Genomic DNA, 24,929 nt, shown 5'->3' on the forward strand with positions numbered 1-24,929 from the left:
GGCGCCGCGGCGTCTGCGTAGGGTGGGCGCGTGACGAGGATCGTGGCGGGAACAGTCGGTGGGCGCACGCTGCAGGTCCCGCCCCGCGGCACGCGACCGACGAGCGAGCGCGTGCGGGAGGCGATCTTCTCCCGGCTCGAGCACCTCGGCGTCGTCGACGACGCGCGCGTCCTCGACCTCTACGCGGGCTCCGGCGCGCTCGGCCTCGAGGCGGCGAGCCGCGGCGCGGCCGACGTCACGCTCGTCGACTCCGCGCGGGTCGCGGCCGACGTCGCCCGACGCAACGTCGCCGCCCTCGGCCTGTCGAACGTGCACGTCGTCGCGCAGCCGGCCGAGGCGTTCGTCGCCGGCGTGGCGGCGGCCACGGCGCAGCGGTCGGCGGCCGGGGACGCGGCCGGGGCGCCGGTCCCGGGGCGTGCCGGCCACGGCCCCTTCCACCTCGTGCTCGTGGACCCGCCCTACGACGTGACGGCCGAGGCGCTCGAGCGCGTCCTCGCGCACCTCGCCGTGCCCGGCGTGCTGGACCCGGCCGCCGTCGTCGTCGTCGAGCGCTCGACGCGCACGCCCGAGCCGACGTGGCCCGCCGGCTGGGAGCTCGTCGCGCACAAGGACTACGGCGAGACCGCGGTGTTCTTCGTCGGCCCGGAGCTCCCCGACGACGCATAGCCCGCCGCCACCCGTGTCCGGCCCCACGTCCCCGTCGACCAGGTGGTTCTGGCTCGTCCGGGTCGGCTGACGCGCCAGGATCGCCTGCTCGGCCTGACGGGACTGCCTGGTCGGTGGGCGCGTCGTAGCGAGCCCTGCGGCTCGCGGCGGCAGTCTCCGGCGGGACCGGCGGGTCAGGCCGTCGGGGCTCGGGTCTCGGCCGGGGCGAGGGTGCCGACGGGCACGGTCGCGAGGGCGGCGGGGTCGTCCGGGTCGACGAGGCGGACGCGGTCCCCGCCCGCGGCGTCGAGCAGGCGGCGGGTCGCGGCGTCGTCGGCGAGCGTGCCCTCGCTCTCGTGGAGGTTCTCCGCGAGGAAGGCGCGCAGCGGCGCGGCCGGGACGTCGTCCTCGGCGGCGTGCGGGCCGAGGGGGAACGACACGAGGAGGAGCGCGGGCACGCGCTCGCCGCCCGGGCCGTCGCCGGGCTGGAAGTAGGGGAGCGCCAAGACGCGCGCCCCGAGGCGCGCGTAGAACCGGAGTCGCGCGACCGGGTCGCCGTGGGCCTCGCTGCCCGTGTGGTGCGCGGGGTGCTCGACCTCGCCCACGACGACGAGCGGGTCGAGCGCGCGCCAGTCGTCGAGCGCGGTGGTGACGAGACGACGGCCCACGCCGCCGCCGCGGCGTCCGGGGGCGATCGCGAGGTAGAGCACGAGGAGGACGCGCGCGTCGGCGAACCACTCGCCGACGACGCCGGCGACGACGCGGCCGTCCTCGACCACGCCGAGGCTGCGCAGCCGCCCGCTCGCGTGGGCGTCGAGCAGCTCCTGCTCGTCGACGAGCTCGGCCGGCGGGAACGACGGCACGAGGACGTCGCGGTGCAGCGAGCGCAGCAGCGCGGGTTCGGTGAGCGGGACGACGGCGGGGGTGGTCACGTCGACCATCGTCGCGCCCGACGACGGTCGGCGCGCGCCCGGCCGCGCCGCCCGGGTCCAGCGGCCCCCGTGTACTACCGTGACGAGGTGACCACAGCCGTCTGTCCCGGGTCGTTCGACCCGATCACCCTGGGCCACCTCGACATCGTCCGCCGTGCACGCGCCCTCTTCGACGAGGTCGTCGTCGGCGTCGCGCGGAACGCGTCGAAGTCGGCGCTCCTGAGCGTCGACGAGCGCGTGGACCTCGCGCGGTCCGCGGTGCGGGACGCGGGGCTGGACGGCGTCCGGGTCGAGGTCGTGCCGGGGCTGCTCGTCGACTTCTGCCGCGACGTCGGTGCGACGGCGGTGGTCAAGGGCCTGCGCGGCGGTGCCGACTTCGACGCGGAGCTGCCGATGGCGCTCATGAACCGGCACCTCGCGGGGGTCGAGACGGTGTTCGTCGCGGGCGACGCGGCGCTCCTGCACGTCGCGTCGTCGCTCGTGAAGGACATCGCGCGGTACGGGGGACCGGTGGACGACCTCGTCCCGCCGGGGGTGGGCGACGCCGTCCGGGCGGCGCTGGCACGAACGCAGGGGACCAGCAGGTGAGCACGACGGGAAGGACCGGGTACGTGAGCGAGCAGCAGGGCCGACGGCCGACGCACGAGGACCGCGCGGGCGAGGAGGCGCAGGTCGGGTTGAACGCGATCCTCGACGACCTCACGCACCTCGTCGAGTCGGCGCGCACGATGCCGATGTCCGCGTCGGTGCTGGTGCACAAGGGCGACGCCCTCGCGCTCCTGGACGAGCTGCGGGGAGCGCTGCCGGAGCAGCTCGCGCACGCGGACGAGGTGCTCGCGCAGGCGGACGCCGTGCTCGAGGACGCGCACCGGCAGGCGGAGGAGATCCTCACGACGGCGCGCGCCCGGGCGATCGAGCTCGTGCAGACGGAGCAGGTGGTGGTCCAGGCGGAGGCGCGCGCCCGCGACATCGTCGACGAGGCGCAGGAGGCGGCGGCCGTGCTGCAGCGCGACGCCGACGACTACTGCGACCGGCGGCTCGCGGACTTCGAGGTGGACCTCGGCAAGCTCCTCGCGCAGGTCCAGGCCGGCCGGGCGAAGCTCGCGGACCGGCTCGGCGACCGCTTCGGCGACGCCGACGAGTCGCCGTTCCCGGCGACGATGCGCGAGCGCGGCGGGGAGCGCGCGGCCCGCTGACGGGCGTGCCGGTCGCCGGGCCCGACCACCGTCGTGGTCGGCGCCGTGAAGGTGGCGACCACGGCGTCCGGTGACGTAAGATCGATGTTTGGCTCGTCGCGTCACGCGTCGACCCGTGCCTGGCAGCCGCCGTCGAGCGGTCGCCGGCCCCCGACCATCGTTGACCACCGTCCGCGGGCGCCCACGCCTGCGGGCTCCGATCCTGGAGCGCACCATCACCGCCGAGAAGACGTCGCCGCTCGTGCTCGACACGCACGAGCTCGGTCGGCGACCCGGGAGCATGCTGACGGTCCGCCGGACCGTCCCCGCGCCGGCCGACCTCGGGACCGCAGTCATCGGCATCCCCGAGGGCAGCGAGCTCGAGCTCGACCTGCGTCTCGAGGCCGTCATGGAGGGTGTGCTCGTCTCCGGGACGGTGACGGGGCGTGCGGTCGGGGAGTGCGTGCGCTGCCTCGACACGGTGCACGAGGACGTCTCGGTCGAGCTCGGCGAGCTGTTCGCCTACCCGGAGCGCGCGAAGGCCGCCGAGGAGTCGGGCGACGACCTGGAGGACGCCGAGGACGTCTACGAGCTGGACGGCGACCTCGCGGACATCGAGCCCGCGCTACGGGATTCGGTCGTCACTGCACTACCATTCAGTCCGGTGTGCCGAGCGGACTGCCCGGGGCTGTGCTCCGAGTGCGGTGCGCGCCTGGCGGACGACCCGGGCCACACCCACGAACTTGTCGACCCTCGGTGGTCGGCGCTGGAGAGCATGTTCGACACCTCGAACGTGTCCGACGAGACGAAAGAGAGCTAGCCGTGGCTGTTCCGAAGCGCAAGATGTCGCGCAGCAACACCCGTGCGCGTCGTTCGCAGTGGAAGACGACCGCCGCGAACCTCACCACCTGCCCGCAGTGCAAGGGCGACAAGCTGTCGCACGCGGCGTGCCCGACGTGCGGTACCTACAAGGGCCGCCAGTACGCCGAGGCGCTGCGCACCGAGCACGCAGGCTGAGGCGCGTGGCACCGGCTGCACCGGCATCCGGTCTTCTCGAGAAGCTCGGGGTCCATCTGGACCCCGAGCTTCTCGTGCTTGCGCTCACGCACCGGTCGTTCGCGCACGAGAACGGCGGCATCCCCACGAACGAGCGTCTCGAGTTCCTCGGTGACACCGTCCTGGGCCTCGTCGTCACGGAGACCCTCTACCGCCGCCACCCCGACCTGTCCGAGGGCGAGCTCGCCAAGATGCGGGCCGCGACCGTCTCGCAGAAGTCGCTCGCCGCGATCGCGCGCCGGCTCGGCCTGGGGCAGTACGTGCTGCTCGGCAAGGGCGAGATCCGTACGCGCGGCAACGACAAGGACTCGATCCTCTCCGACACGGTCGAGGCGATCATCGGCGCGGTCTACCTGAGCCACGGCCTGGAGCCGGCCCGCGGGCTCGTGCTCGGGCTCGTCGAGCCGACGCTGTCGGCGGCGGCCGGTCTGGGTGCCGGGCTCGACTGGAAGACGTCGCTCCAGGAGGCCGCGGCCGCGGCCGGGCTGAGCGCGCCGTCGTACTCGAGCGATGCCGTAGGGCCGGACCACGCGCGGGTCTTCACGTCGTACGTGCACCTCGACGGACGCCTCTACGGCACGGGCAGCGGGACGGCGAAGAAGTACGCCGAGCAGGAGGCCGCGGAGCGCGCGTACCGCGCGCTCGCGGCGGAGCAGGCCGAGCGCGAGGCGGCGTCCGCGGCCTCGCCGGTCGCCGCCGAGGACGCCGGTGCCTGAGCTGCCCGAGGTCGAGACCGTCCGCGACGGTCTCGCCCGCCACGTCGTGGGCGCCCGCGTCGTCGACGTGGAGGTGCTGCGCGACTACAGCGTGCGGCGCCACGAGGGCGGGCCGGCGGGCTTCCGCGACGAGCTGCTCGGCCAGCGGCTCGGCGCCGCGGTGCGCCGCGGCAAGTTCCTCTGGCTCCCGCTCGAGCCCGCCGCCGGGTCCGACGACGGTCCCGCCGCCGCCCTGCTGGCCCACCTCGGGATGTCGGGCCAGCTCCTCGTCCGCTCCGGCGTCGCGCTCGCCGACCGCTCGCCGCACCTGCGGGTGCGCGTGGTGCTCGAGCACGACGACCGCACCGCGTACGGTGCGCAGGCGCTCGACTTCGTCGACCAGCGCACGTTCGGGCACCTGTCCGTCCAGGACCTCGTCCCGACGCCCGACGGCGCCCCCGGCGGCCTCGGCTCCGACCTCGCCGCGGTCCCGGCGCCGGTCGCGCACATCGGCCGGGACCTGCTCGACCCGTCGCTGCGGCGCGACGACGTGGTGGACGCGATCCGGCGTCGTCGGACGGGCGTCAAGCGCGCGCTGCTCGACCAGACCGTCGTGTCCGGGGTCGGCAACATCTACGCGGACGAGGCGCTGTGGCGCGCCCGGCTGCACTACGCCCGCGCGACGGACACGCTGCGCCGTCCCGAGGCGCACCGCCTGCTCGACGCGGCGGCCGAGGTCATGACCGAGGCCCTCGCGCAGGGCGGCACGAGCTTCGACGCGCTGTACGTCAACGTGAACGGGCAGTCCGGCTACTTCTCGCGGTCGCTCGCCGTGTACGGGCAGGAGGGCGAGCCGTGCCCCCGGTGCGGCACGCCCGTCCGGCGCGACGAGTTCATGAACCGCTCGTCGTACACGTGCCCGCGGTGCCAGCCGCGCCCCCGCAACGGCCGCTGGTAGACCCCGGAAGCGCCCCCTCAGCGGGGGACGACGTTGCGGAGCTCGCGGCCCGCGCGGAGCGCGTCGAGGTTGGCGTTGACGAGCTCGGACGCGCGCTCGGGCCGGTTGCCCGCGACGTGCGGCGTGAGGACCAGGCGCGGCGCGTCCCACAGGGGTGACTCCGCGGGCAGGGGCTCGGACCCGGTGACGTCGAGCGCGGCGCCGCCGAGGCGCCCGTCGTGCAGCGCGGCGACGAGCGCGTCCTCGTCGACCGTGGCGCCGCGGCCGACGTTGACGAAGACCGCGTGGTCGGGGAGCTGGTCGATCCGCGCGGCGTCGAACGCGTGCCGCGTCGTGTCGAGGGCGGGCAGGAGCGAGACGAGCACGTCGGTCGAGGCGAGCACGTCGGGGAGGTCGTCGTCGGTCACGACGGGAAAGCCGTCCCGCTCGCCGCGGCGGCTCGCGACGCCCGTCACGTCGGCGCCGAGCGCCGCGAGCAGCGGCGCGAGCCGGGCGGCGATCGAGCCGAAGCCCCACACGGTCACGCGTGCGCCGTCGAGCGTGTAGCGCGCGGCCGTCGCCGGGTCCGCCTGCGCCTGGTTCACCGCGGTGTCCCACCGGTGCTCGCGCTGCGCCGCCCCGAGCACGTCGAGCCGGCGCACGACGGCGAGGACCAGCGCGAGCGCGTGCTCGGCGACGGGGCCGTCGTGCAGGGACCGGCCCGAGGTGATCGTCACGTCCGGCCCGAACCCGGCCGCGAGCACGGCGTCGGGGCCCGCGGCGAGCGTCTGGACCCAGCGCAGGCGCGGGAGCCGCGCCGCGGCGTCGGCGAGGTTCTCCGCGGAGCTGCCCCACACCACGAGCACCTCGGCGTCGGCGTCCTCGGGGCGGATCGGGGCCGCGCCGTCGTACACGACGACCTCGTCGTCCGGGCCCGCGTGCACGTCGAGGGCGATGGTGCCGGGCACGAGGATCTTCACCGCTGCTCCTGAGGGTCGTCCGTGGTGTCGTCACGGCCCTCGCGCTGCGCGGGACGGGCCGCCTCGCGAACGTATCACCGCGTCCGAGCCGCCACCGAGCCGCCACCGAGCCGCCACCGAGCCGCCACCGAGCCGCCACCGAGCCGCCACCGAGCCGCCCTCGCGCCACCTCTGAGCAGGCCCGGCGCCGACCCGCGCGGGTGCGGCGCCCGGTCCGCGCCCCCGGCAGAGCCCCGGACGACTCCCCAGGCGCGACCTGCGTTGCGGCGATATGTTCGCGGTGTTCCGACGACGCGCCGTCCGCGCGCCGTCCCGGTCGGCCCTGGCGGGGTCACGGCTTCGGGGGTGGGGGATGGGCACGTCCACGGGCGCGCCGACGCACGCTGAGGTGCGCGCGGCGATCACGGCACGGACACCGAAGAACTACATCACGTGGCTCACGCTCGCGTTCATGATCACGTCGTCGGTCGCGAGCCTGCGCGCCGCGCCGACCATGGCGGTCTACGGCCTCGCGGCCGTGTTCCTCTACGTGGTTCCGGCGCTCGTGTTCCTGCTCCCGACGTCGTTGGTGTCGGCCGAGCTCGCGTCGGGATGGTCGGGCGGCGTGTACCGCTGGGTCGCGGACGGCGTGTCGAAGCCGCTCGGGTTCCTCGCGATCTGGTGCCAGTTCGCGATGACGATCTTCTACTACCCGAGCCTGCTCGGGTACGTCGCGAGCACGTTCGCCTACGTCATCAACCCGAGCCTCGCGAGCAACGGGCTCTACGTCGCGATCGTCATCGTCGTGCTCTTCTGGACGGGCGTGTGGCTCTCCTCCCAGGGCACCAAGACGGTCGCGGGGCTGTCGAGCTGGGGCCTCGTCATCGGGACGCTCGTCCCGGCCGCGATCCTCGTCGTGCTCGGCGTCGTCTTCCTGGCCCAGGGCAACCCGTCGGCCGCGCCGATGGACGCGCAGCACCTGCTGCCGGCCTGGACCGGGCTCGCGTCGCTGGTGCTCATCGTCAACAACTTCCTGTCGTACGCGGGCATGGAGATGAACGCGGTGCACGTGACGAGCCTGCGCAGGCCGGCGACGGAGTTCCCGCGGTCGATGTTCCTCGCGATCGGGCTCGTCCTCGTGATCTTCATCCTCCCGGCCGTCGCGATCAGCTGGGTGATCCCGGCCGACCAGCTCAGCCTGACCGCCGGGGTGATGCAGGCGTTCGACGCGTTCTTCGCCAACTTCGGCGTGAGCTGGCTGACGCCGATCCTCGGCCTCATGCTCATCGCGGCGTCGCTCGGCGGCATGCTCACGTGGCTCGCCGGGCCGTCCAAGGGCCTGCTCACCGTCGCGCGCGAGGAGGGCTACCTCCCGCCGTTCCTGCAGCGGCTCAACAAGCACGGCGTGCAGCAGAACATCCTCGTCACGCAGGGCGTCATCACGACCGGCATCGCGCTCCTGTACGCCTTCATCCCCGACGTCTCGAGCGCCTACTGGATCCTGTCCGTCATCACGACGCAGGTGTACCTCGTCATGTACCTGCTGCTGTTCGTCGCGGCGGTGCGGCTGCGCCGTCGGGCACCCGACCACCCGCGCGGCTACCGCGCGCCCGCGCTGACGCTCCTGTGCGTCGTCGGGTTCTGCGCCTCGGTGGCCGCGATGATCATCGGGTTCGTGCCGCCCGCGCAGTTCTCCAGCGGGAACGTGGGCGTCTACGTGCTGATCGTCGGTGGCGGCCTCGGGATCATCGGCATCCTCGTCCCGGCGCTCTTCTACCTGCTGCGCAAGCCGTCCTGGAGGGACCCCGAGGCCGCGGCGCTCGCGGCGGCGGACGAGGCGGGGGAGGGCGACGCGGCATGACCACGACCCGTCCCTCCCACGTCCCCGAGCACGAGCCCGAGCCGGTCTCGTCGAAGCGGTGGGTCACGTACACCGCCGCCGCGCTGCTCCTCGTCGCCCTCGGCGCCGTCATGCTGATCGTCTTCGACGACGTGCGGTCGAACCGCGACGCGCGCGAGGCCGAGCAGAAGGCGGCCGAGCTGCACGAGCAGTTCGCCGCGATCGGGATCACCGCCTTCAGCGAGGAGACGATCGCCGACGTCCTCGGCGACGACGGCGGCGGCTTCTGTGCCGACCCGGCCGCCCTCGTCGAGGCGACCGCCGACCTCGGCGCGGCGAACGGGGCCGCCGGCCCGGGCCTGCGGCCGTCCGTGCTCGACGAGCGCCGCCTCGCCGGCGACCGGCTCGTCATCGAGGTCTACTGCCCCGACCAGCTCGCCGCGTTCGACGCGTACGTGGACTCGCTCGACCTCGACCCCGGCCGCACCACCGAGCAGGGCGGCGAGGGCACCGACGCCACCACCGGAACCACGACCGAGGAGGACGCGTGAGCCAGCCGAGCACCGGAGCACGACCCGACGCCACCGGGCACGTCGAGGAGGTGCGGGCCGCCGTGCAGGGCCTCCTGCCGCGCGCGCTCGACGACCTGCGCACGCTCGTCGCCATCCCGTCCGTCGCCGACGAGCGCCTCTACCCCCGCGCCGAGTGCGAGCGCGCCGCCCGCTGGGTGGCCGACGCGTTCCGCGCGGAGGGGATCGACACGCGCCTGGAGGTCACGCCCGACGGGTCGCAGGTCGTCCTGGGCCACCGTCCCGGGCCCGACGGCGCGCCCACCGTCCTGCTCTACGCGCACTACGACGTTCAGCCGCCCCTCGACGACGCCGCGTGGACCAGCCCGCCCTTCGAGCTCACCGAGCGCGACGGTCGCCTCTACGGGCGCGGCGCCGCGGACTGCAAGGGGAACGTCGTCACGCACCTCACCGCGCTGCGGGCCCTGCGCGCGCTCGGCGGCGACGACCTCCCCGTCGGGGTCCGGCTCGTCGTCGAGGGCTCCGAGGAGCAGGGGACGGGCGGTCTCGACCGGTGGGTCGAGGAGAACCCCGGGGCGCTCGCGGCCGACGCGATGCTCGTCCAGGACACCGGCAATGCCGAGCTCGGCCTCCCGACGCTCACCGTCACCCTGCGCGGCGCGGCGAACGTCGTCGTGCACGTCGAGGCGCTCGAGGGCGAGATCCACTCCGGCATGTTCGGCGGCGCCGCGCCCGACGCGCTCGCGGCTCTCGTCGCGATCCTCGCGAGCCTGCGCGACGAGCACGGCGACACGACCATCGACGGCGTGCCGCCCGCCGTCGCGCACGGCACGTGGGACGGGGTCGCGTACGACGAGGACCAGTTCCGCCGCGACGCGGGCGTGCTCGACGGCGTCGGGCTCGTCGGGACCGGCAGCGTCGCCGACCGGCTGTGGGCGCGGCCCGTCGTGACGATCCTCGGGATCGACGCGCCGAGCGTCGTCGGCTCCGCGGCCGCGATCCAGCCGCGTGCGGCCGCCCGGCTCAACCTGCGGGTGCCGCCCGGTGCGGACGCCCAGGACCTGCAGGACAAGCTCGTCGCGCACCTCGAGGCCCACGCGCCCTGGGGGGTGCGCGTACGGGTCGAGCGCGACGCCGTCGGGCAGCCGTTCGCGGCCCGCACGAGCGGGCACGTGTTCGACACGCTCACGGGGGCGCTCGCGGACGCCTACGGGCGCGAGACGGTCACCGCGGGCCAGGGCGGCTCGATCCCGCTGTGCAACGTGCTCGCGGGCCAGTACCCGGACGCGGAGATCGTGCTCCTCGGGGTCGAGGAGCCCGCGTGCCTCATCCACGCGCCGAACGAGTCGGTCGCGCCCAGCGAGATCGAGAACCTCGCGGTCGGCGAGGCGCTGTTCCTCGCGCGCCTCGGCGAGGGCTGACCCTGCGGGCTCACCGCACCGCGGGGGCCTCCTGGTCGAGCGCCCAGCGGTAGGCGGGGAGCGCGAGCAGCTCGGCGTGCGTCCCGCGCGCGACGACGCGTGCGGGGGCGCCGTCCGGCGCGTCGTCGGGGACGCCGAGCAGCAGCACCTCGTCGACCGCCTCGAGCGCGCTCAGCCGGTGCGTCGCGAGGACGACGCCGCGCCGGTCCTGCGCGGCGCGCGTCGTCGCGACGAGGTGCCGCACGAGCGCGTCGGCACCCGCGGCGTCGAGGTGCTCCGCGGGCTCGTCGAGCAGCAGCAGCTGCGCGGGGGACAGGAGCGCGCGCGCCACGAGCAGACGGCGGCGCTCGCCGCCCGAGACCGTGGTGGCGTCGGGGCCGAGCAACGTCTCCAGGCCGTCGGGCAGCGCGGCGAGCCACGGGTCGAGGCCGACGGCACGCAGAGCGGCCTCGGCCTCCTCGGTCGTGACGTCGCCGCGCGCGACGCGCAGGTTCTCCAGCACGGTCGTGTCGAACACGTGCCCGTCCTCCGCGACGAGCACGACGTGGTGCGCCACGTCCTCGCGCGCGAGGTCGGCCGTCGGGACGCCATCGAGGAGCACCCGCCCCGCGACCTCCGGGACGAGCCCGGCGGCGGTCGCGAGCAGCGTCGTCTTGCCGACGCCCGACGGCCCGACGACGGCGACCGCACGGCCCGGAGCGAGCGCGAGATCCACGCCCTCGACGACGGTGCGTCCGGTGCCCGGCCAGCCGGCCGCGACGTCGTCGAGCACGAGGGACGTGCGCGGGTCCGGGGCGCGGCCCGCCTCGCCGGGCGCGGGGGCCGGCGCGCGGCCGGCCGCGGGCGCCGGCCCGTCGAGGAGCCCGACCACGCGCGCGGCGGCCTGCCGCGAGCGGTGGAGCTGGACGGCGGCGGCGGGCAGCGTGTTCGCCGCCTCGAACACCGCGAGGGGCGTGAGGACGATGACGGACAGCTCGACGGGCGCGAGCGTGCCGGCGGTGACGGCCGGGATGCCGAGCAGGAGCGACGCGAGCACGGCGAGGCCGACGGCGAGCGCGGCGATCCCGGCGGCGACCCCGGCGGGGCGGGCGCCGTCGTCGGTCACGCGGGCCAGCGCCCGGTCGGTCGCGCGCAGGTCGTCGAGGCGCGTGCCGAGGCGTCCGGACACGGCGAGCGGCCCGGACTCCTCGAGGATCTCCAGCGTCGTGGCGGTCATCGCCGCGCGCGTCGTGGCGCCGCGTGCCTCGACCTCGCGCGCCGACCGGGCGGAGAGCCACGGCGCGACGACGGCGGCGAGCAGCAGGCACAGCCCGAGCGCGACCCCGGCCGCGGGCAGGAAGGCGCCCACGAGCACGACGGACCCCACCGACACGGCGAGCGCGACCCCGGCGGGAACGAACGCGCGCACGACCACGTCGCCGACCGCGTCGACGTCCGCGCCGACGCGCGCGAGCAGGTCGCCGCGCCGCAGCCCGACGAGCGCGGCGGGCGAGCCCTGCGCGAGCGCGGTGTAGAGGTTGGCGCGCAGGGACGCCATGCCGCGCAGCGCGACGTCGTGCGACGCGAGCCGCTCCAGGTACCGGAAGACGCCGCGCGAGATGCCGAACGCGCGCACGCCGACGACCGCGACGGACAGCGTGAGGACCGGCGGCATCTGCGAGGCGCGCGCGATGAGCCACGCCGCGGCGGCCGCGAGGCCGACGGCGCTCCCGAGCGAGAGCGTGCCGAGCACGACCGCCCACACGACGCGGCGCCAGCGCACGTCGAGCAGCCCGACCGCCCGCCACAGCGGGTCGGCGGCGAGGCGGGCGCGAGGTCCGGTCACGGGACGCTCCCCTCGGGGGTCGTGGAGGTGGCGGCGCCGACCGCCAGGGCGGTGCCCTGGGGGTCGGCCGGGTCGGCGCCCGGGCTCGCCGGGGATGGCTCGAGCCGTGCGGAGCGGACCTCGACCACGTCGTCCGCCGCGCGCACGAGCGAGGCGCGGTGCGCGACCACGACGACGGTGCGCCCCTGGTCGCGGAACGCGCGCACGGCGTCGAGCACCACCTGCTCGCCGCGCGCGTCCAGGTGCGCAGTCGGCTCGTCGAGCACGACGAGCGGGACGCGCGCCGGGTCGCCGAGCAGCGCCGCGGCGAGCGCGACGCGCTGGCGCTGGCCGACGCTCAGCCCGACGCCGCCGCGCCCGACCTCGGTGTCCCAGCCCGCGGGCAGCAAGGCGAGCACCGTGTCGAGGCCGGCGGTGCGCGCCGCGCGGTCGAGGTCGGCGTCGGTGACGTCCAGGCCGCCGGCGACGACGTCGCGCAGCCGCCCCGGCGCGAGCACGGGGCGCTGGGGGAGCCACGCGACCTGGGGCCAGTACGTCTGGGGGTCGACGTCGGCCAGGTCGAGACGGTCGCCGTCGGGCCCGGTGAGTGTCGCGGTGCCGCGGTCGGGCCGTACGAGGCCGAGCAGGACCATCGCCGTCGTCGTCTTGCCCGCGCCGCTCGGCCCGGTGAGGGCCACGACGCGGCCGCTCGACGTCCCGAGCCGGAGCTCGAGGTCGAGGTCGGCGGGCGCGAGCACGTCGCGCTCCCCGGCCCGCACGCTCACGCCGCGCAGGGCGAGCGTCGTCCCGGCGAGCGCGGGTGCGGGCGCGGTGCCCGGCGCGGGCGCGTCCTCGTCGAGGACGGCGAACGCCTGCTCGGCCGCGGCGATGCCGTCGGTCGAGGCGTGGAAGTGCAGGCCGACCTGGCGCAGCGGGAGGTAGACCTCGGGGGCGAGCACGAGGACGGCGAGCGCCGGCTCGAGCTCCATGCCGCCGTGCACGAGGCGCAGGCCCACGCCCACGGCCACGACGGCCACGGACAGGGTCGTGAGGAGCTCGAGCACCATGCCGGAGAGGAACGCGACGCGCAGCGTGCCCATGGTCGCGCGGCGGTTGGCCTCGCCCAGCGCGCGCACGCGCCGCTCGGGGCCGCGCGCGCGACCGAACGCGAGGAGCGTCGGCAGACCGGCGAGCAGGTCGAGCACCTGCGCGCCGAGCCGCTGCATGACGACGAGGCGCCGCTCCGACGTCCCCGCGGTGAGGCGCCCGACGAGCGTCATGAAGATCGGGACGAGGGGGATGGTCACGGCGATGATCACGGCCGAGACCCAGTCCAGGCCCAGCACGACGGCGAGCGTCGCGGGCGTGACGGTGGCGGCGAGCAGGAGCTGGGGCAGGTACCGCACCATGTAGGGCTCGAGCTGGTCGAGCCCGCGCGTCGCGAGCGTCGCGACCTCGGGGCCGCGCCCCGAGGCCAGCCACCGCGGGCCGAGCGCCACGGCGTGCGTGACGACCTGCTCGCGCAGCTCGGCGACGGTCCGCGTCGCGGCACGCAGCGCGAAGCGCTCCTGCGCCCACGACGTGCCGGCGCGCGCGGCGACGACGGCGGCGAGCAGCCCGACCCGCGGTCCCAGGTCGGCCAGGTCGGCCGTCCCCTGGACGGCCGGCGCGAGGACCGACGCGAGGACGAGGGCCTGGGCGACGACCAGGGCCGCCGTGGCGAACCCGAGCACCGCCGTCAGGACGACGTACCCTCGCGCGGCCCGCGCGTGGCGCAGGAGCCGCGGGTCGAGCGGCTTCACGAGCCGGAGCCCCCGCCGTCGGTCAGGCCGCGGCCGGTCGAGCCGCCCGAGGACGCCCCGCCGAACGCCGCCTCGCGGACCTTCTTGAGCGACAGGCCGGCGGGCGCGGGGATGTCCTTCGTCGACAGGCGGCGGCGGAACACCCAGTACGTCCACGACTGGTAGGCGATGACGAGCGGCGTGAGGATCACGGCGACCCACGTCATCACGGTGAGCGTGTAGTCGGTCGACGACGCGTTGTGCACCGTCAGCGAGTTCGCCGGGTCGACGGCGGGCATCACGTCGGGGTACATCGAGCCGAAGATCAGCACGACGGCGGCGACGATCGTCAGGGCCGACGCCGTGAACGCGCGCCCCTCGGAGCCCTTGCGGTTCGCGAGGAGCGTCGTCACGAGCCCGGCCGCGGCGAGCACGACGGCGGCCCACGTCCAGGGCACCGAGTACGCGACCTGGGCCCAGACGGCCCAGCCGCCGGCGAGCACGAGCGCGGCCACGCCGAAGACCGAGGCGTGCTGACGGGCGCGGGCGCGGATCTCGCCGTCGGTCTTGAGCGCGACGAAGACCGAGCCGTGCAGCAGGAACAGGCTCAGCGTGACGAGACCGCCGAGGAGCGCGAACGGCGACAGGAGCGAGAAGAAGCCGCCGACGAACTGGTGGTCGGCGTCGAGCTGCACGCCGCGCACGAGGTTGGCGAACGCGACGCCCCACAGCACGGCGGGGACCCACGACCCGACCTGGATCGCGACGTCGCAGCGGCGCGCCCAGCCCTCGTCGCGGATCTTGCCGCGGTACTCGAACGCGACGCCGCGCACGATGAGCGCGACGAGGATGAGCAGGAGCGGCAGGTAGAAGCCGGAGAAGAGCGTCGCGTACCACTCGGGGAAGGCGGCGAACGTCGCGCCGCCCGCGGTGAGCAGCCACACCTCGTTCCCGTCCCAGACGGGGCCGATGGTGTTGATGAGGACGCGGCGCTCCTTCTCGCGGTGCTCCTTGTCACCGCGCGGGAGGATCGACAGCAGCATGCCGACCCCGAAGTCGAAGCCCTCGAGCACGAGGTAGCCGGTCCACAGGACCGCGATGAGCACGAACCAGACGACGGCGAGATCCACGGTGTCTCCTGAGTTTTCTGGGCGGGTTCAGGCGCGTCGTGTCAGTACGCGAAGGACAACGGACGGTCGGCGGACTCGGAGTCCTCGTCCGGCGGCTCCTGGGCCTCCGGGGACTCGTCGCGGACCGTGAGCGGGACGCCCTCGATCGCGTAGCGCCGCATGAGCGTGAACCAGACCGCGGCCAGCGCCCCGTAGACGAGCGTGAAGACGATCATCGAGGTCAGCACCACGCCGGGGCTCACCACGGTGGACACGCCGCGCTCGGTGAGCAGCCGGATCTGGTCGATGCCCGTCGGGTTCGGCGCGACGACCCAGGGCTGGCGGCCCATCTCCGTGAAGATCCAGCCGAACGAGTTCGCGAGGAACGGCATGGGGATGGCGATGAGGCCGACGCGCGCGAACCACTTGTTGTCCGTGACCCGGCCCTTGCGGGTGAGCCACAGCGCCATGAGCGCGAGGAGCACGGAGCCGGCGGCCATGCCGATCATGAGCCGGAAGGACCAGTAGGTCATCGCGAGGTTCGGCGTGTACGTGACGGGGTCGCCGGAGGCGGTGACGTCCCCGTAGCGCTCGGTCATCTGCTCCTGGACGTCCTCGACGCCGGGCAGGTAGCTCTCCGGCCCGGAGAAGTGGCCCGTGCCGAGGTAGGACGCGAGACCGGGGATCTCGATGAGGTGCCTGACGTTCTCGCACGAGTTCGACAGGTCGCCGATCGTGAGGATGGAGAACGCGGCGCCCTCCGAGCCCTGGCAGAGCGCCTCGGCCGACGACATCTTGCCGGGCTGCTGCTCGTACATGATCTTGCCCTGGATGTCGCCGGAGACGGCGACGCCGAGCCCGCCGACGAGCATGGCGATGACGCCGAGCGTGACGGCCGGGCGGTAGACGTCGCGCGCGAGCTCGACGTTCTCCGCCTTGCGGGTGCGCACGAGACGGACCATCCACCAGGCCGCGATGCCCGTGACGAACGTGCCCGCGGTGAGGAAGGTCGCCGTGATCTGGTGCGGGAACGCGGCCCAGAGGGTGTTGTTCGTGAGGACGGCGCCGATGTCGTTCATCTCGGCGCGCCCGGTCTCCGGGTTGAAGATCGCGCCGACCGGGTGCTGCATCCACGAGTTCGCGGCGAGGATGAAGAACGCGGAGAGGTTGGTCGCGATCGCGACGGCCCAGATGCACGCGAGGTGCACCTTCTTGTTGAGGCGGTCCCACCCGAAGATCCACAGGCCGAGGAACGTCGACTCGATGAAGAACGCGGCGAGCGCCTCCATGGCGAGCGGCGCGCCGAACACGTCGCCGACGAAGCGCGAGTACTCGCTCCAGTTCATGCCGAACTGGAACTCCTGCACGATGCCGGTCACGACGCCGAGCGCGAAGTTGATGAGCAGCAGCTTGCCGAAGAACTTCGTCAGGCGCAGCCAGCGCTCGTTGCCGGTGCGGACCCACGCCGTCTGCATGATCGCGACGAGGGGCGACAGGCCGATCGTCAGCGGGACGAAGATGAAGTGGTAGACGGTCGTGATGGCGAACTGCCACCGCGCCAGGGCTAGGGCATCCACGTGCGCTCCTCGGGGGGCCCGACCGGGTCGGGGAAGGGACAACGGCGTAGGGGAGTGTTGCCGGAGCAGACGGCCGGGCGACCGGTCGCCTCCTCCGACGGTAGTTCCAATCTGCCGTATCAGCAGGGCCGGAAATGACGAGGAGTACTGAAAACACGCCGCTTGTGACTATGTTCACAAGGTCCCGGGACGTTGGTCCCGGACGGGCGGGACGGGCGGCCCGGGGCGCGGTGCGTGTCGCCCGGGTTCGTCCGCACCCCTGTGCGATACTGGGCGGAGCCGGGCGGGCTCCGCATCGCTCACCCGGCGAGCACGAGATCGCGGCACCAGCGGACCGCGGCAGTCGGCGCGCCGACCGGGGCGAAGGGCCCGGTGGCAGGCGCCCGCGCCGCGCACGCGGACCGCGGCCGTGACCGACGACTTCCGTCGCCGGACGACGCGCTCCGGTGCGCTCGTCCCGAGCGACGACCGACCGCCCGACGGGCCGCACGGTGCGGGGCGGTCCCTGTGGCAGCAGGAGCACGACGCGTGACGCTCGACAGCACCTCCGACAGCATCCCCTCAGAGTCGACGGCGGACGCCGCCGCGGACCGGGCCGAGAGCCCGACGACCCCGGCGCGCAAGCCCGCCCGCCGCCGCGCGACGCGCAGCGCGGCACCGCCGCAGACGCCCCCCGCGGTGACCGCTGCTTCCGACGTCGCCGCGTCCGCGGCGGCCATCGCGGACGCGACCCCGGCGCCCGAGGCGCCCGTGACCGCACCCGTGGCCGAGGCCACGACCCCGCCCGCGCGCCGCTCGCGTCGCGCGACGCGCACCACGCCGTCCGTCGCCGCTCCGGCGGCAGACGCGGCTCCCGCTGCGTCCGCCCCGGCCGACGTCCCGGCGGACGCGAGCCCCGCGGCCGCCGACGCCGCGGCGGAGCCGCCGGCGGCAGAGCCCGCCCCGCGCGCCCGCGCGCCGCGCCGCGCCCAGGGTGGCGGCAAGAAGGCGAAGGCCCCGGCCGGCGACGCGCCGCTCGACGTCCTCTCCGAGTTCGGCCTCAGCGCACCGCCCGCCGCCGAGCAGGCCCCGGCCGCCACGGTGGCGCCCGACGCCGACGCCCTGCTGGGAGCCGCCGACGCCCCGCGCCGCGCGAAGCGCACCCGGGCGACGCGCACGACCGCGCAGGCTCCGGCCGTCGAGGCCGCGCCGGTCGCCGAGCCGGACGCCCCGGCCGCAGACACCGCGCCGTCCGGCGCGCCGACGACGGCCGAGCCCGTCGAGGCACCCGCCGCGAAGAAGCCCGCGCGCCGGTCGCGCCGCGCGACCTCCGCGGCAGCGGCCCCGGCCGCCGAGACCGCGGCCCCGACCGCCGAGACCGCGGCCCCGGCCGCCGAGGTTGCTGCCCCGGCGGTGGCCGACGCGCCGTCCGCCGCCGAGCCGACGCCCGCCGAGGCAGAGACGCCGGCGTCCGCGGAGCCCGCGAAGAAGCCGGCGCGCCGCTCGCGCCGCGCCACCTCGAAGCCCGCCGAGGCGGCACCGGAGGCGACCGCCGCGGCCGACAGCACGGCCGCGCCCGAGGCCCCGGCCGCTGCCGCGTCGTCGGCCCCGGCCGGCGGCCCGGCGTCGCCCGCCGCGACGGGAGCGGGGACCAGCACCCCGCGCCTGGCGACGACCGCCCTGCTCTTCCAGGCGCCCGACCCGGCCGCGGCGCCGCGCCGTCCGCGTCGCGCGCAGAGCCCGGCCGGGCCGCCGCGCCACGTCGAGCCCGCAGCCCCGGCAGCCGCCACGACGGAGCCGGTCGCCACGACGGAGCCGGTCGCCACGACGGAGCCGACGGCGACGCCCGAGCCCACCACCGGGACCCGCGGCCGTCGCGGCCGGAGGGCGTCGGGGCCCGCGTCCCGCACGGCCGAGCCGCGCACGCCCGAGTCGCAGACGGCTGAGCCGTCGACCCCCGTCGAGGAGCCCGCCGCCGCCGAGCTCGTCCTCACGGGCGAGGACGCGGCCGCGGTCGAGGAGATCGAGGCCATCGAGTCCGAGCTCGTCGCCGAGGGCGTCGAGGTGCCCGAGGACGCGTTCGGGCCGGAGGACTTCGTCGAGCTCGACGAGGCGGAGGAGCCCGACGAGCAGCCTGCGGCCGACGACGCCGACTCCGACTCCGACGCCGGCCCGCGCCGCCGCCGCCGTCGTGGTGGCCGCGGGCGTCGTGGTCGCCCGGACGGGGGACGTGACCAGGACCGCGAGCAGGACCGCGACGAGGACGAGGACGACGCCACGCCGTCGGCGCAGGACGACGAGCCGGCCGACGCGGCCGCGCCGGCCGACGCCGAGCAGACCGACCACGAGGCCGGGGACGAGCAGGGCGAGGACGAGGCGGGCGGCAGCCGCCGCCGTCGCCGCCGCCGCCGCGGGAGCCGGGGCGAGGGCGAGACGACCACGACGCGCTCCCGCCCGCGCGAGCGCAGCCTGGCCGACGAGGTCACCGCCCTCAAGGGCTCCACGCGGCTCGAGGCGAAGCGCCAGCGCCGCCGCGAGGGCCGCGACGCGGGTCGTCGTCGCCAGATCATCACCGAGGCAGAGTTCCTCGCGCGCCGCGAGTCGGTCGAGCGGTCGATGGTCGTGCGCGAGCGCGGCGGCCGCACGCAGATCGCCGTGCTCGAGGACGGCGTGCTCGTCGAGCACTACGTCTCGCAGCAGTCGCAGGCGTCGATGGCGGGCAACGTGTACCTGGGCCGTGTCCAGAACGTGCTGCCCAGCATGGAGGCCGCGTTCATCGACGTCGGCAAGGGACGCAACGCCGTCCTGTACGCGGGCGAGGTGAACTGGGACGCGGCCGGGCTCGAGGGCCAGCCGCGCCGCATCGAGCAGGCGCTCAAGTCGGGCGACTCCGTCCTCGTGCAGGTCACCAAGGACCCGATCGGGCACAAGGGCGCACGCCTCACGTCGCAGATCACGCTCGCGGGCCGCTACCTCGTGTTCGTCCCCGGCGGCGGCATGACCGGCATCAGCCGCAAGCTCCCCGACACCGAGCGCAACCGCCTGAAGAAGATCCTCAAGGAGGTCGTGCCCGACGGCGCGGGCGTCATCGTGCGCACCGCCGCCGAGGGTGCGAGCGAGGAGGAGCTGCGCGCCGACGTCGAGCGCCTGCGCGGCCAGTGGGAGGCCATCGAGAAGAAGTCGAAGAGCGCGTCGGCACCCGCCCTGCTCCAGGGCGAGCCGGACCTCGCGATCCGCGTCGTCCGCGACATCTTCAACGACGACTTCAGCTCGCTCGTCGTCGAGGGCGACGGGGCGTGGTCGGAGATCTCGACGTACGTCGAGGAGCTCGCGCCCGACCTGCGCGAGCGCGTCTCGAAGTGGACGGGCACGCAGGACGTCTTCACGGTGCACCGCGTCGACGAGCAGCTCGCCAAGGGCATGGACCGCAAGGTCTGGCTGCCCTCGGGCGGGTCGCTGGTCATCGACCGCACCGAGGCGATGACCGTCGTCGACGTCAACACCGGCAAGTTCACCGGCTCGGGCGGCACGCTCGAGGAGACGGTGACACGCAACAACCTGGAGGCGGCCGAGGAGATCGTCCGCCAGCTCCGGCTGCGCGACATCGGCGGCATCATCGTCATCGACTTCATCGACATGGTGCTCGAGTCGAACCGCGACCTCGTGCTGCGCCGCCTCGTCGAGTGCCTGGGCCGGGACCGGACCAAGCACCAGGTCGCGGAGGTCACGTCGCTGGGCCTCGTCCAGATGACGCGCAAGCGTGTGGGCCAGGGCCTCGTCGAGGCGTTCAGCGAGACGTGCGAGCACTGCCACGGGCGCGGGTTCATCGTGCACACCGACCCGATCGAGAAGTCGGGCGGCAACCGCGGCGGCCACGACCACGGCAACCACGGCAACGGCAACGGGAACGCCGGGGGCAACGGGGGCGGCGCCGCCGCCGACGAGCCCGCCGAGGGCGGCCGCTCGCGGTCGCGCCGCAAGCGCGGTTCCGGCTCGGGCGCCTCGGCGCCGAAGGACACCGGGATCACCCTCCCGCAGCCCGCCGTCCCGGTCCTGCCGGAGGTCACGTCGGAGGCGCGGGCCGCGGTCAAGGCCACGCTCGCGACGATCGCGGCGGCCGCGGCGCACGCCCACGAGCACGACGGCGCCGAAGCACCGGCGGACGGCTCGGCGCCCACGGCGGGCGACGACAGCGGGTCGGAGCCCACCGAGAGCTGAGCGGTGCGGCAGGGGCGGGGGTCTGCGGACCCTCGCCCCTGCCGCGTCCCCGGGCCGTCTTCGTGCACGTCACCCGCACCTGGCATCATGCGCGCATGGGTTACGACCTCTCGGGCCGCCTCGTCGTCGGCGTCGCCTCGTCCGCACTGTTCGACCTCACCGAGTCCGACCGCGTGTTCCGCACGCAGGGGGAGGCGGCGTACCGCGACTTCCAGGAGCGCCACCGCGACGACGCGCTGGCCCCCGGCGTCGCCTTCGGGTTCGTGCGCCGCCTGCTCGCGCTCAACGACCTCGCTCCCTCCGCCGACGACCCGCTCGTCGAGGTCATCGTCATGTCCCGCAACTCCCCGGAGACCGGCCTGCGCGTCATGCGCTCCGTGCGGCACCACGACCTCGACATCACGCGCGCCGTCTTCCGCCAGGGGCGCAGCCCGCACGAGTTCATCCGTCCCCTGCACGTGGACCTCTTCCTCTCGGCCGACGAGCGCTCCGTGCGCGACGCCGTCGACCTGGGCCTGCCCGCGGGGTACGTGCTCGACCCGACGTTCGCCGACGAGGAGGGCGACGAGCTGCGCATCGCGTTCGACTTCGACGGCGTCCTCGCCGACGACTCCTCGGAGCGCCGCTACCAGGACGGCGGGCTCGCGTCGTTCCGCGAGCACGAGGTGCTCAACGCCGACGTGCCGCTCGGCCGGGGGCCGCTGCGCGAGCTCCTCGTCGGCATCCACCGCGTGCAGGTCGTCGAGCGCGAGCGGCACGCGACCGACCCGTCCTACCGGCCGCGCGTGCACGTCTCGCTCGTCACGGCCCGCTCGGCCCCGGCGCACGAGCGCGCGGTCGCGACGCTCTCCTCGTGGGGCGTGACGGTCGACGACGCGTTCTTCCTCGGGGGCGTGGACAAGGGTGGCGTGCTCGAGGTGCTGCGGCCGCACATCTTCTTCGACGACCAGCGCGCCGTGGTCGAGGCGGCGCGCCGGGTCGCGCCGTCGGTCCACGTGCCGTACGGCGAGCTGAACCGCGGCGTCCTGCCGGCCGACCCGGCCCTCGACCCGCGGCCGACGCGCGCGGCCGACGTCGCGCCGCCCGCGCCCGGTCGCCGCGAGGCGGCCACCCCGCCCGCGCCCGGCGCGTCGGCGGAGCGCGACGCGGACGACGAGCGGCCGGCCCACGACCCGGCGGGGGAGCGGCCGACGCTCGACCCGGCGGGCGAACGCACCGCGGAGGGCGGCCGTGCGTCAGGCACCGGGACGCGCGAGCTCCCGCTCGTCCGGTCCGTCCCGGGGATCGGCGGGCCCGGGCTCGCCGGGATCGCGGCGGGGGTGCCGACGGCCGAGCCGACGCCCGCGCCCGAGGGGGAGAAGACGGCACCCGCTCCCGACCCCCGGGCCGACGCCGCGTCCCCGGCGGCGCCCGGCGACGAGCAGGTCGACGCACCGACCGACGCGGGTACCCCCGCCCCGTCCGGCACGACGCTCCTCAGCCGCCGGGACGCGCGGCCCGGCGCCCCCGACCGCGTCTCCGTCCTCGGCCCCGCCGGGGAGCCGAAGCCGCTGCCCGTCCGGCCGTCGTCGAACGGCGGCGCGCGCCACCACTGAGCCGGTGGTTCACTGCTCGCATGAGCGACGCGGCACGCCCGGGCGTCCCCGGGACCGTTCCCGGGGGCGCTGACGCAGCGCTCCGGACGCCCCGCCCCGGCGGGCGCGTCGAGGTCGTGTGCGGCCCGATGTTCGCCGGCAAGACGGAGGAGCTCCTGCGCCGGGTCCGGCGCGCGGAGGTCGCGGGGCGCCGCGTCGAGGTGGTCGGGCACGTCCTCGACACCCGGCGCGGCACTGGCACGGTGAGCTCGCACTCGGGTCTCGCGATCCCCTCGCGCACCGCCCGCGACGCGCACGACCTCGAGCGGATCGTCCGCGGCGCCGGGCCGCTCGACCTGGTCGCCGTCGACGAGGCGCACTTCTTCGGGCCGGAGCTCGTCGACGTCGTCCAGCGGCTCGCCGACGACGGGCTCGTCGTGGTCGTCGCCGGGCTCGACGTCACGTTCGACGCGCGGCCCTTCGAACCCCTGCCCGCGCTCGCCGCGCTCGCCGAGCGGGTCGACAAGCTCACGGCGGTGTGCGCCGTGTGCGGCGAGGACGCCGCGTTCCACGTGCGCGTCGTCCGGGAGCCGGAGCCCGACGGCCGCGGGGCCGGCGACCCGCTCGCGCCGGTCGCCGCGCACGTGGGCGGCGCCGAGAGCTACGAGGCGCGCTGCCGGGCGCACCTGCCAGGAGCCCCGTGGCGCCGTCAGGACTGTGGCGAGGCCGGTCCCGCCGGGTCCTCGACGAGCGGGACGAACGAGTAGGAGCCGTGCTCGCTCACCCGCACCCCGTCCGGGGCGTCGGGGTCGCGCACGACGACGAGCATCGTGTGCCGCACGGGGACGACCAGGCGCCCGCCGGGCACGAGCTGGTCGACGAGGGCGCGGGGGAGGGCCTCGGCGGCGGCGGACACGAGCACCCGGTCGTACTGCTCGCCCGGCGTGCCGAGGACGCCGGGCGTCGCGAGGACGAGGCGCGCCCACGGCGCGCGCACCGCGGCGAGGTTCGCCGCGCCCCACGCGGCGAGGTCGGCGTGGCGCTCGACGCCCAGCACGCGTCCCGTCGGGCCGACGAGCCGTGCGAGCAGCGCCGTCGTCCAGCCCGACCCGGCGCCGACGTCGAGCACCCGGGCGCCCGGGACGACGTCGAGCAGGCGCAGCATCGCGGCGACCGTCGACGGCTGCGAGCTGGTCTGGCCGTGGCCGATGGCGAGCGGTCGGTCCTGCGCGGCCCAGCGCCGCTGCGCGCGGGGGAGGAAGCCGCGGCGGTCGACCGTGCGCATCGCCGCGGCGACGGCGTCGTCCCGGCGCTCGGCGTCGGGCGGGACCGCGGGGCGCATGCGACCACCTCCACGGCCAGCGTAGGCACGACGGCCTACCCGCGCGCCCGGGTGAGCCGAGCCGGGAGCCCCGAGCGGGAGGCGCCCGGTGGCGCGGCCGCGGGGACGGCGGGATGCTCGACGGGTGCGCGGGCGCATCGGTGCGCCCGCCCTGGACCGGGGAGCCGGCATGAGCGGAACGGTGGCACGGATCACGCACATCAGCGCGCGGTCGGACACGAGCTTCGAGGACGCCGTGCGGATCGGCGTCGAGCGCGCCGCGAGCACGCTGCGCAACGTCTCGGGCGCGTGGGTCAAGGAGCAGAAGGTCGACGTGGCCGACGGCCGCATCACGGCCTGGCAGGTCGTGCTGGAGGTCACGTTCGTCCTCGAGTAGGGTCGGCCGGCGGCCTCGTCGTGCGGAGGCGCCGCCGTCCGCGGTCCTGGGTGCGACGCCTGGTAGGAGCCCCGGAGCGGTCGCCCGCGCCGGGGTCGGTGCGCGCCATTTGACCAGGACGCCCTGCGGTCCGTAATCTTGGACGTCGGCGCGCCCAGGCGCGCCGGTCCCGTGTGCCCACGGACGACTCGCACTCGCACGCCGCGGCGTGGTCGGAGTCTCCAAGACGAACTCGCCGTGACGAGCACGCCAAGACTAGGAGAGATGAGCAGCAACGTGGTGTACGCGATCGTCAAGGCCGGTGGCCGTCAGGAGAAGGTTTCCGTCGGCGACATCCTCGTGGTGGACCGGGTGTCCGCCAAGGCCGGTGAGTCCCTCGAGCTGCCCGCTCTCCTGCTGGTGGACGGGGAGAAGGTGACCACCGACGCGGCGAAGCTCGCGAAGGTCAAGGTCACCGCCGAGGTCGTGCGGGACGAGAAGGGTCCGAAGATCACGATCCTGCGGTACAAGAACAAGACCGGTTACCGCCGTCGCCAGGGTCACCGTCAGCAGCTGACCCGCCTCAAGGTCACCGGCATCAAGTGATCTCGCCCGGCGCGAGCTAGCGGCCCCGCGCCGCGCCGCGCCGACGGCACCCTCCCTCAGCAGACCAGCACGAAAGCAGGTTCGTCATGGCACACAAGAAGGGCGCGAGCTCCTCGCGCAACGGTCGCGACTCGAACGCCCAGCGCCTCGGCGTGAAGCGCTTCGGTGGGCAGGTCGTCAAGTCGGGCGAGATCATCGTCCGTCAACGCGGCACCCACTTCCACCCCGGTGAGAACGTCGGCCGCGGCAAGGACGACACGCTGTTCGCCCTGGCCGCCGGCGCGGTCCAGTTCGGCACCCGTCGCGGCCGCAAGGTCGTCGACATCGTCTCCGCCGAGGGCTGAGCGACAGCCACAGAGGCTTCGAGCAGGAGGGGCGCACCGACGCGGTGCGC

At 75.5% G+C, this 24,929-nt stretch carries 24 protein-coding genes; 17 read left to right on the forward strand and 7 right to left on the reverse strand.

Going from position 1 to position 24,929, the window contains the following annotated elements:
* The first annotated feature begins 30 nt into the window (after positions 1 to 30).
* On the forward strand, positions 31 to 666 hold the full coding sequence (gene rsmD / locus ACI769_RS08030; RefSeq protein WP_085387651.1) for a 16S rRNA (guanine(966)-N(2))-methyltransferase RsmD: 636 nt from the start codon (positions 31 to 33) through the stop codon (positions 664 to 666).
* 173 nt (positions 667 to 839) lie between these two features.
* Here rsmD and ACI769_RS08035 read toward each other — a convergent pair whose 3' ends face one another.
* A complete protein-coding gene (locus ACI769_RS08035; protein ID WP_409141450.1) occupies positions 840 to 1,577 on the reverse strand; it encodes a GNAT family N-acetyltransferase in 738 nt (245 codons plus the stop codon).
* Between the two features lie 87 nt (positions 1,578 to 1,664).
* On the opposite strand from ACI769_RS08035, the gene coaD reads away from it, so the two are divergent.
* From coaD to mutM, 6 genes are all read left to right on the forward strand, one after another.
* Positions 1,665 to 2,165 (forward strand): pantetheine-phosphate adenylyltransferase, encoded by a 501-nt coding sequence (coaD, locus tag ACI769_RS08040; protein ID WP_031315746.1) that lies wholly within the window; start codon positions 1,665 to 1,667, stop codon positions 2,163 to 2,165.
* Between the two features lie 23 nt (positions 2,166 to 2,188).
* Positions 2,189 to 2,773 (forward strand): hypothetical protein, encoded by a 585-nt coding sequence (locus ACI769_RS08045; RefSeq protein ID WP_081600119.1) that lies wholly within the window; start codon positions 2,189 to 2,191, stop codon positions 2,771 to 2,773.
* Positions 2,774 to 3,053: 280 nt separating this feature from the next.
* Positions 3,054 to 3,572 (forward strand): DUF177 domain-containing protein, encoded by a 519-nt coding sequence (locus tag ACI769_RS08050; protein ID WP_163187270.1) that lies wholly within the window; start codon positions 3,054 to 3,056, stop codon positions 3,570 to 3,572.
* A gap of 2 nt (positions 3,573 to 3,574) precedes the next feature.
* The gene (gene rpmF, locus ACI769_RS08055) at positions 3,575 to 3,769 is read left to right on the forward strand and encodes a 50S ribosomal protein L32 (protein WP_021482203.1); all 195 of its coding nucleotides are present in this window, start codon (positions 3,575 to 3,577) and stop codon (positions 3,767 to 3,769) included.
* A 5-nt stretch (positions 3,770 to 3,774) separates the two neighbouring features.
* Positions 3,775 to 4,524 carry a ribonuclease III gene (rnc, locus tag ACI769_RS08060; RefSeq protein ID WP_051028283.1) on the forward strand — a complete coding sequence of 250 codons (750 nt, stop codon included), beginning with the start codon at positions 3,775 to 3,777 and terminating at the stop codon, positions 4,522 to 4,524.
* The gene (mutM, locus tag ACI769_RS08065; RefSeq protein ID WP_168944353.1) at positions 4,517 to 5,461 is read left to right on the forward strand and encodes a bifunctional DNA-formamidopyrimidine glycosylase/DNA-(apurinic or apyrimidinic site) lyase; all 945 of its coding nucleotides are present in this window, start codon (positions 4,517 to 4,519) and stop codon (positions 5,459 to 5,461) included. The genes rnc and mutM overlap by 8 nt, the downstream gene beginning before the upstream one ends.
* 17 nt (positions 5,462 to 5,478) lie before the next feature.
* On the opposite strand, the gene ACI769_RS08070 is transcribed toward mutM, so the two are convergent.
* Positions 5,479 to 6,420: an NAD(P)-dependent oxidoreductase gene (locus ACI769_RS08070; RefSeq protein ID WP_409141451.1), complete on the reverse strand. Its 942-nt coding sequence runs from the start codon at positions 6,418 to 6,420 to the stop codon at positions 5,479 to 5,481.
* A 352-nt stretch (positions 6,421 to 6,772) separates the two neighbouring features.
* Here ACI769_RS08070 and ACI769_RS08075 point away from each other — a divergent pair, with 352 nt between their 5' ends.
* From ACI769_RS08075 to ACI769_RS08085, 3 genes are read left to right on the forward strand one after another with little or no spacing between them, the layout of a single operon-like run.
* Complete coding sequence (locus ACI769_RS08075; RefSeq protein WP_085387655.1) at positions 6,773 to 8,260, forward strand: APC family permease; 1,488 nt, start codon at positions 6,773 to 6,775, stop codon at positions 8,258 to 8,260.
* The gene (locus tag ACI769_RS08080) at positions 8,257 to 8,790 is read left to right on the forward strand and encodes a hypothetical protein (RefSeq protein WP_051028284.1); all 534 of its coding nucleotides are present in this window, start codon (positions 8,257 to 8,259) and stop codon (positions 8,788 to 8,790) included. The genes ACI769_RS08075 and ACI769_RS08080 overlap by 4 nt, the downstream gene beginning before the upstream one ends.
* Positions 8,787 to 10,190, forward strand: a complete 1,404-nt coding sequence (locus tag ACI769_RS08085; protein WP_085387656.1) for a dipeptidase — start codon at positions 8,787 to 8,789, stop codon at positions 10,188 to 10,190. Before ACI769_RS08080 ends, ACI769_RS08085 begins: the two co-directional genes overlap by 4 nt.
* 10 nt (positions 10,191 to 10,200) lie before the next feature.
* Here ACI769_RS08085 and cydC read toward each other — a convergent pair whose 3' ends face one another.
* Genes cydC through ACI769_RS08105 form a run of 4 tightly spaced genes read right to left on the reverse strand, consistent with a single transcriptional unit; the run spans position 10,201 to position 16,461 of the window.
* On the reverse strand, positions 10,201 to 12,015 hold the full coding sequence (gene cydC, locus ACI769_RS08090) for a thiol reductant ABC exporter subunit CydC (RefSeq protein ID WP_085387657.1): 1,815 nt from the start codon (positions 12,013 to 12,015) through the stop codon (positions 10,201 to 10,203).
* Positions 12,012 to 13,796: a thiol reductant ABC exporter subunit CydD gene (gene cydD / locus ACI769_RS08095; RefSeq protein ID WP_085387658.1), complete on the reverse strand. Its 1,785-nt coding sequence runs from the start codon at positions 13,794 to 13,796 to the stop codon at positions 12,012 to 12,014. The genes cydC and cydD overlap by 4 nt, the downstream gene beginning before the upstream one ends.
* Positions 13,793 to 14,905 (reverse strand): cytochrome d ubiquinol oxidase subunit II, encoded by a 1,113-nt coding sequence (gene cydB, locus ACI769_RS08100; RefSeq protein ID WP_085387659.1) that lies wholly within the window; start codon positions 14,903 to 14,905, stop codon positions 13,793 to 13,795. The genes cydD and cydB overlap by 4 nt, the downstream gene beginning before the upstream one ends.
* A 41-nt stretch (positions 14,906 to 14,946) precedes the next feature.
* Positions 14,947 to 16,461, reverse strand: a complete 1,515-nt coding sequence (locus tag ACI769_RS08105; RefSeq protein ID WP_061266797.1) for a cytochrome ubiquinol oxidase subunit I — start codon at positions 16,459 to 16,461, stop codon at positions 14,947 to 14,949.
* Positions 16,462 to 16,870: 409 nt separating this feature from the next.
* On the opposite strand from ACI769_RS08105, the gene ACI769_RS08110 reads away from it, so the two are divergent.
* The 4 genes from ACI769_RS08110 (at position 16,871) to ACI769_RS08125 (ending at position 22,999) form a co-directional block, all read left to right on the forward strand.
* Positions 16,871 to 16,993, forward strand: coding sequence for a hypothetical protein (locus tag ACI769_RS08110; protein ID WP_255181389.1), 123 nt, complete (start codon positions 16,871 to 16,873; stop codon positions 16,991 to 16,993).
* The gene (locus ACI769_RS08115; protein WP_085387660.1) at positions 16,990 to 20,658 is read left to right on the forward strand and encodes an Rne/Rng family ribonuclease; all 3,669 of its coding nucleotides are present in this window, start codon (positions 16,990 to 16,992) and stop codon (positions 20,656 to 20,658) included. Before ACI769_RS08110 ends, ACI769_RS08115 begins: the two co-directional genes overlap by 4 nt.
* A 95-nt stretch (positions 20,659 to 20,753) precedes the next feature.
* Positions 20,754 to 22,253 (forward strand): 5'-nucleotidase, encoded by a 1,500-nt coding sequence (locus ACI769_RS08120; protein ID WP_085387661.1) that lies wholly within the window; start codon positions 20,754 to 20,756, stop codon positions 22,251 to 22,253.
* 20 nt (positions 22,254 to 22,273) lie between these two features.
* On the forward strand, positions 22,274 to 22,999 hold the full coding sequence (locus ACI769_RS08125; protein WP_085387662.1) for a thymidine kinase: 726 nt from the start codon (positions 22,274 to 22,276) through the stop codon (positions 22,997 to 22,999).
* Here the strand turns inward: ACI769_RS08125 and ACI769_RS08130 are convergent.
* Positions 22,942 to 23,574 (reverse strand): protein-L-isoaspartate O-methyltransferase, encoded by a 633-nt coding sequence (locus ACI769_RS08130; RefSeq protein ID WP_085387663.1) that lies wholly within the window; start codon positions 23,572 to 23,574, stop codon positions 22,942 to 22,944. The two genes, ACI769_RS08125 and ACI769_RS08130, sit on opposite strands and share 58 nt — an antisense overlap.
* A 169-nt stretch (positions 23,575 to 23,743) precedes the next feature.
* Here ACI769_RS08130 and ACI769_RS08135 point away from each other — a divergent pair, with 169 nt between their 5' ends.
* From ACI769_RS08135 to rpmA, 3 genes are all read left to right on the forward strand, one after another.
* Positions 23,744 to 23,950 carry a dodecin family protein gene (locus ACI769_RS08135; RefSeq protein ID WP_021482381.1) on the forward strand — a complete coding sequence of 69 codons (207 nt, stop codon included), beginning with the start codon at positions 23,744 to 23,746 and terminating at the stop codon, positions 23,948 to 23,950.
* A 276-nt stretch (positions 23,951 to 24,226) separates the two neighbouring features.
* Positions 24,227 to 24,535 (forward strand): 50S ribosomal protein L21, encoded by a 309-nt coding sequence (gene rplU / locus ACI769_RS08140; protein ID WP_198163222.1) that lies wholly within the window; start codon positions 24,227 to 24,229, stop codon positions 24,533 to 24,535.
* A gap of 86 nt (positions 24,536 to 24,621) precedes the next feature.
* On the forward strand, positions 24,622 to 24,879 hold the full coding sequence (rpmA, locus tag ACI769_RS08145; RefSeq protein ID WP_021482383.1) for a 50S ribosomal protein L27: 258 nt from the start codon (positions 24,622 to 24,624) through the stop codon (positions 24,877 to 24,879).
* Positions 24,880 to 24,929 lie beyond the last annotated feature (50 nt).

It is taken from the genome of Cellulosimicrobium sp. RS (assembly GCF_046159675.1).
Lineage (GTDB): Bacteria > Actinomycetota > Actinomycetes > Actinomycetales > Cellulomonadaceae > Cellulosimicrobium > Cellulosimicrobium funkei.

Coding starts and splice junctions, on each gene's coding strand:
- rpmA (WP_021482383.1), top strand. CDS start 24,622: ATGGCACACAAGAAGGGCGCGAGCTCCTCGCGCAACGGTCGCGACTCG.
- ACI769_RS08135 (WP_021482381.1), top strand. CDS start 23,744: ATGAGCGGAACGGTGGCACGGATCACGCACATCAGCGCGCGGTCGGAC.
- ACI769_RS08125 (WP_085387662.1), top strand. CDS start 22,274: ATGAGCGACGCGGCACGCCCGGGCGTCCCCGGGACCGTTCCCGGGGGC.
- ACI769_RS08130 (WP_085387663.1), bottom strand. CDS start 23,574: ATGCGCCCCGCGGTCCCGCCCGACGCCGAGCGCCGGGACGACGCCGTC.
- ACI769_RS08050 (WP_163187270.1), top strand. CDS start 3,054: ATGCTGACGGTCCGCCGGACCGTCCCCGCGCCGGCCGACCTCGGGACC.
- ACI769_RS08120 (WP_085387661.1), top strand. CDS start 20,754: ATGGGTTACGACCTCTCGGGCCGCCTCGTCGTCGGCGTCGCCTCGTCC.
- ACI769_RS08075 (WP_085387655.1), top strand. CDS start 6,773: ATGGGCACGTCCACGGGCGCGCCGACGCACGCTGAGGTGCGCGCGGCG.
- ACI769_RS08080 (WP_051028284.1), top strand. CDS start 8,257: ATGACCACGACCCGTCCCTCCCACGTCCCCGAGCACGAGCCCGAGCCG.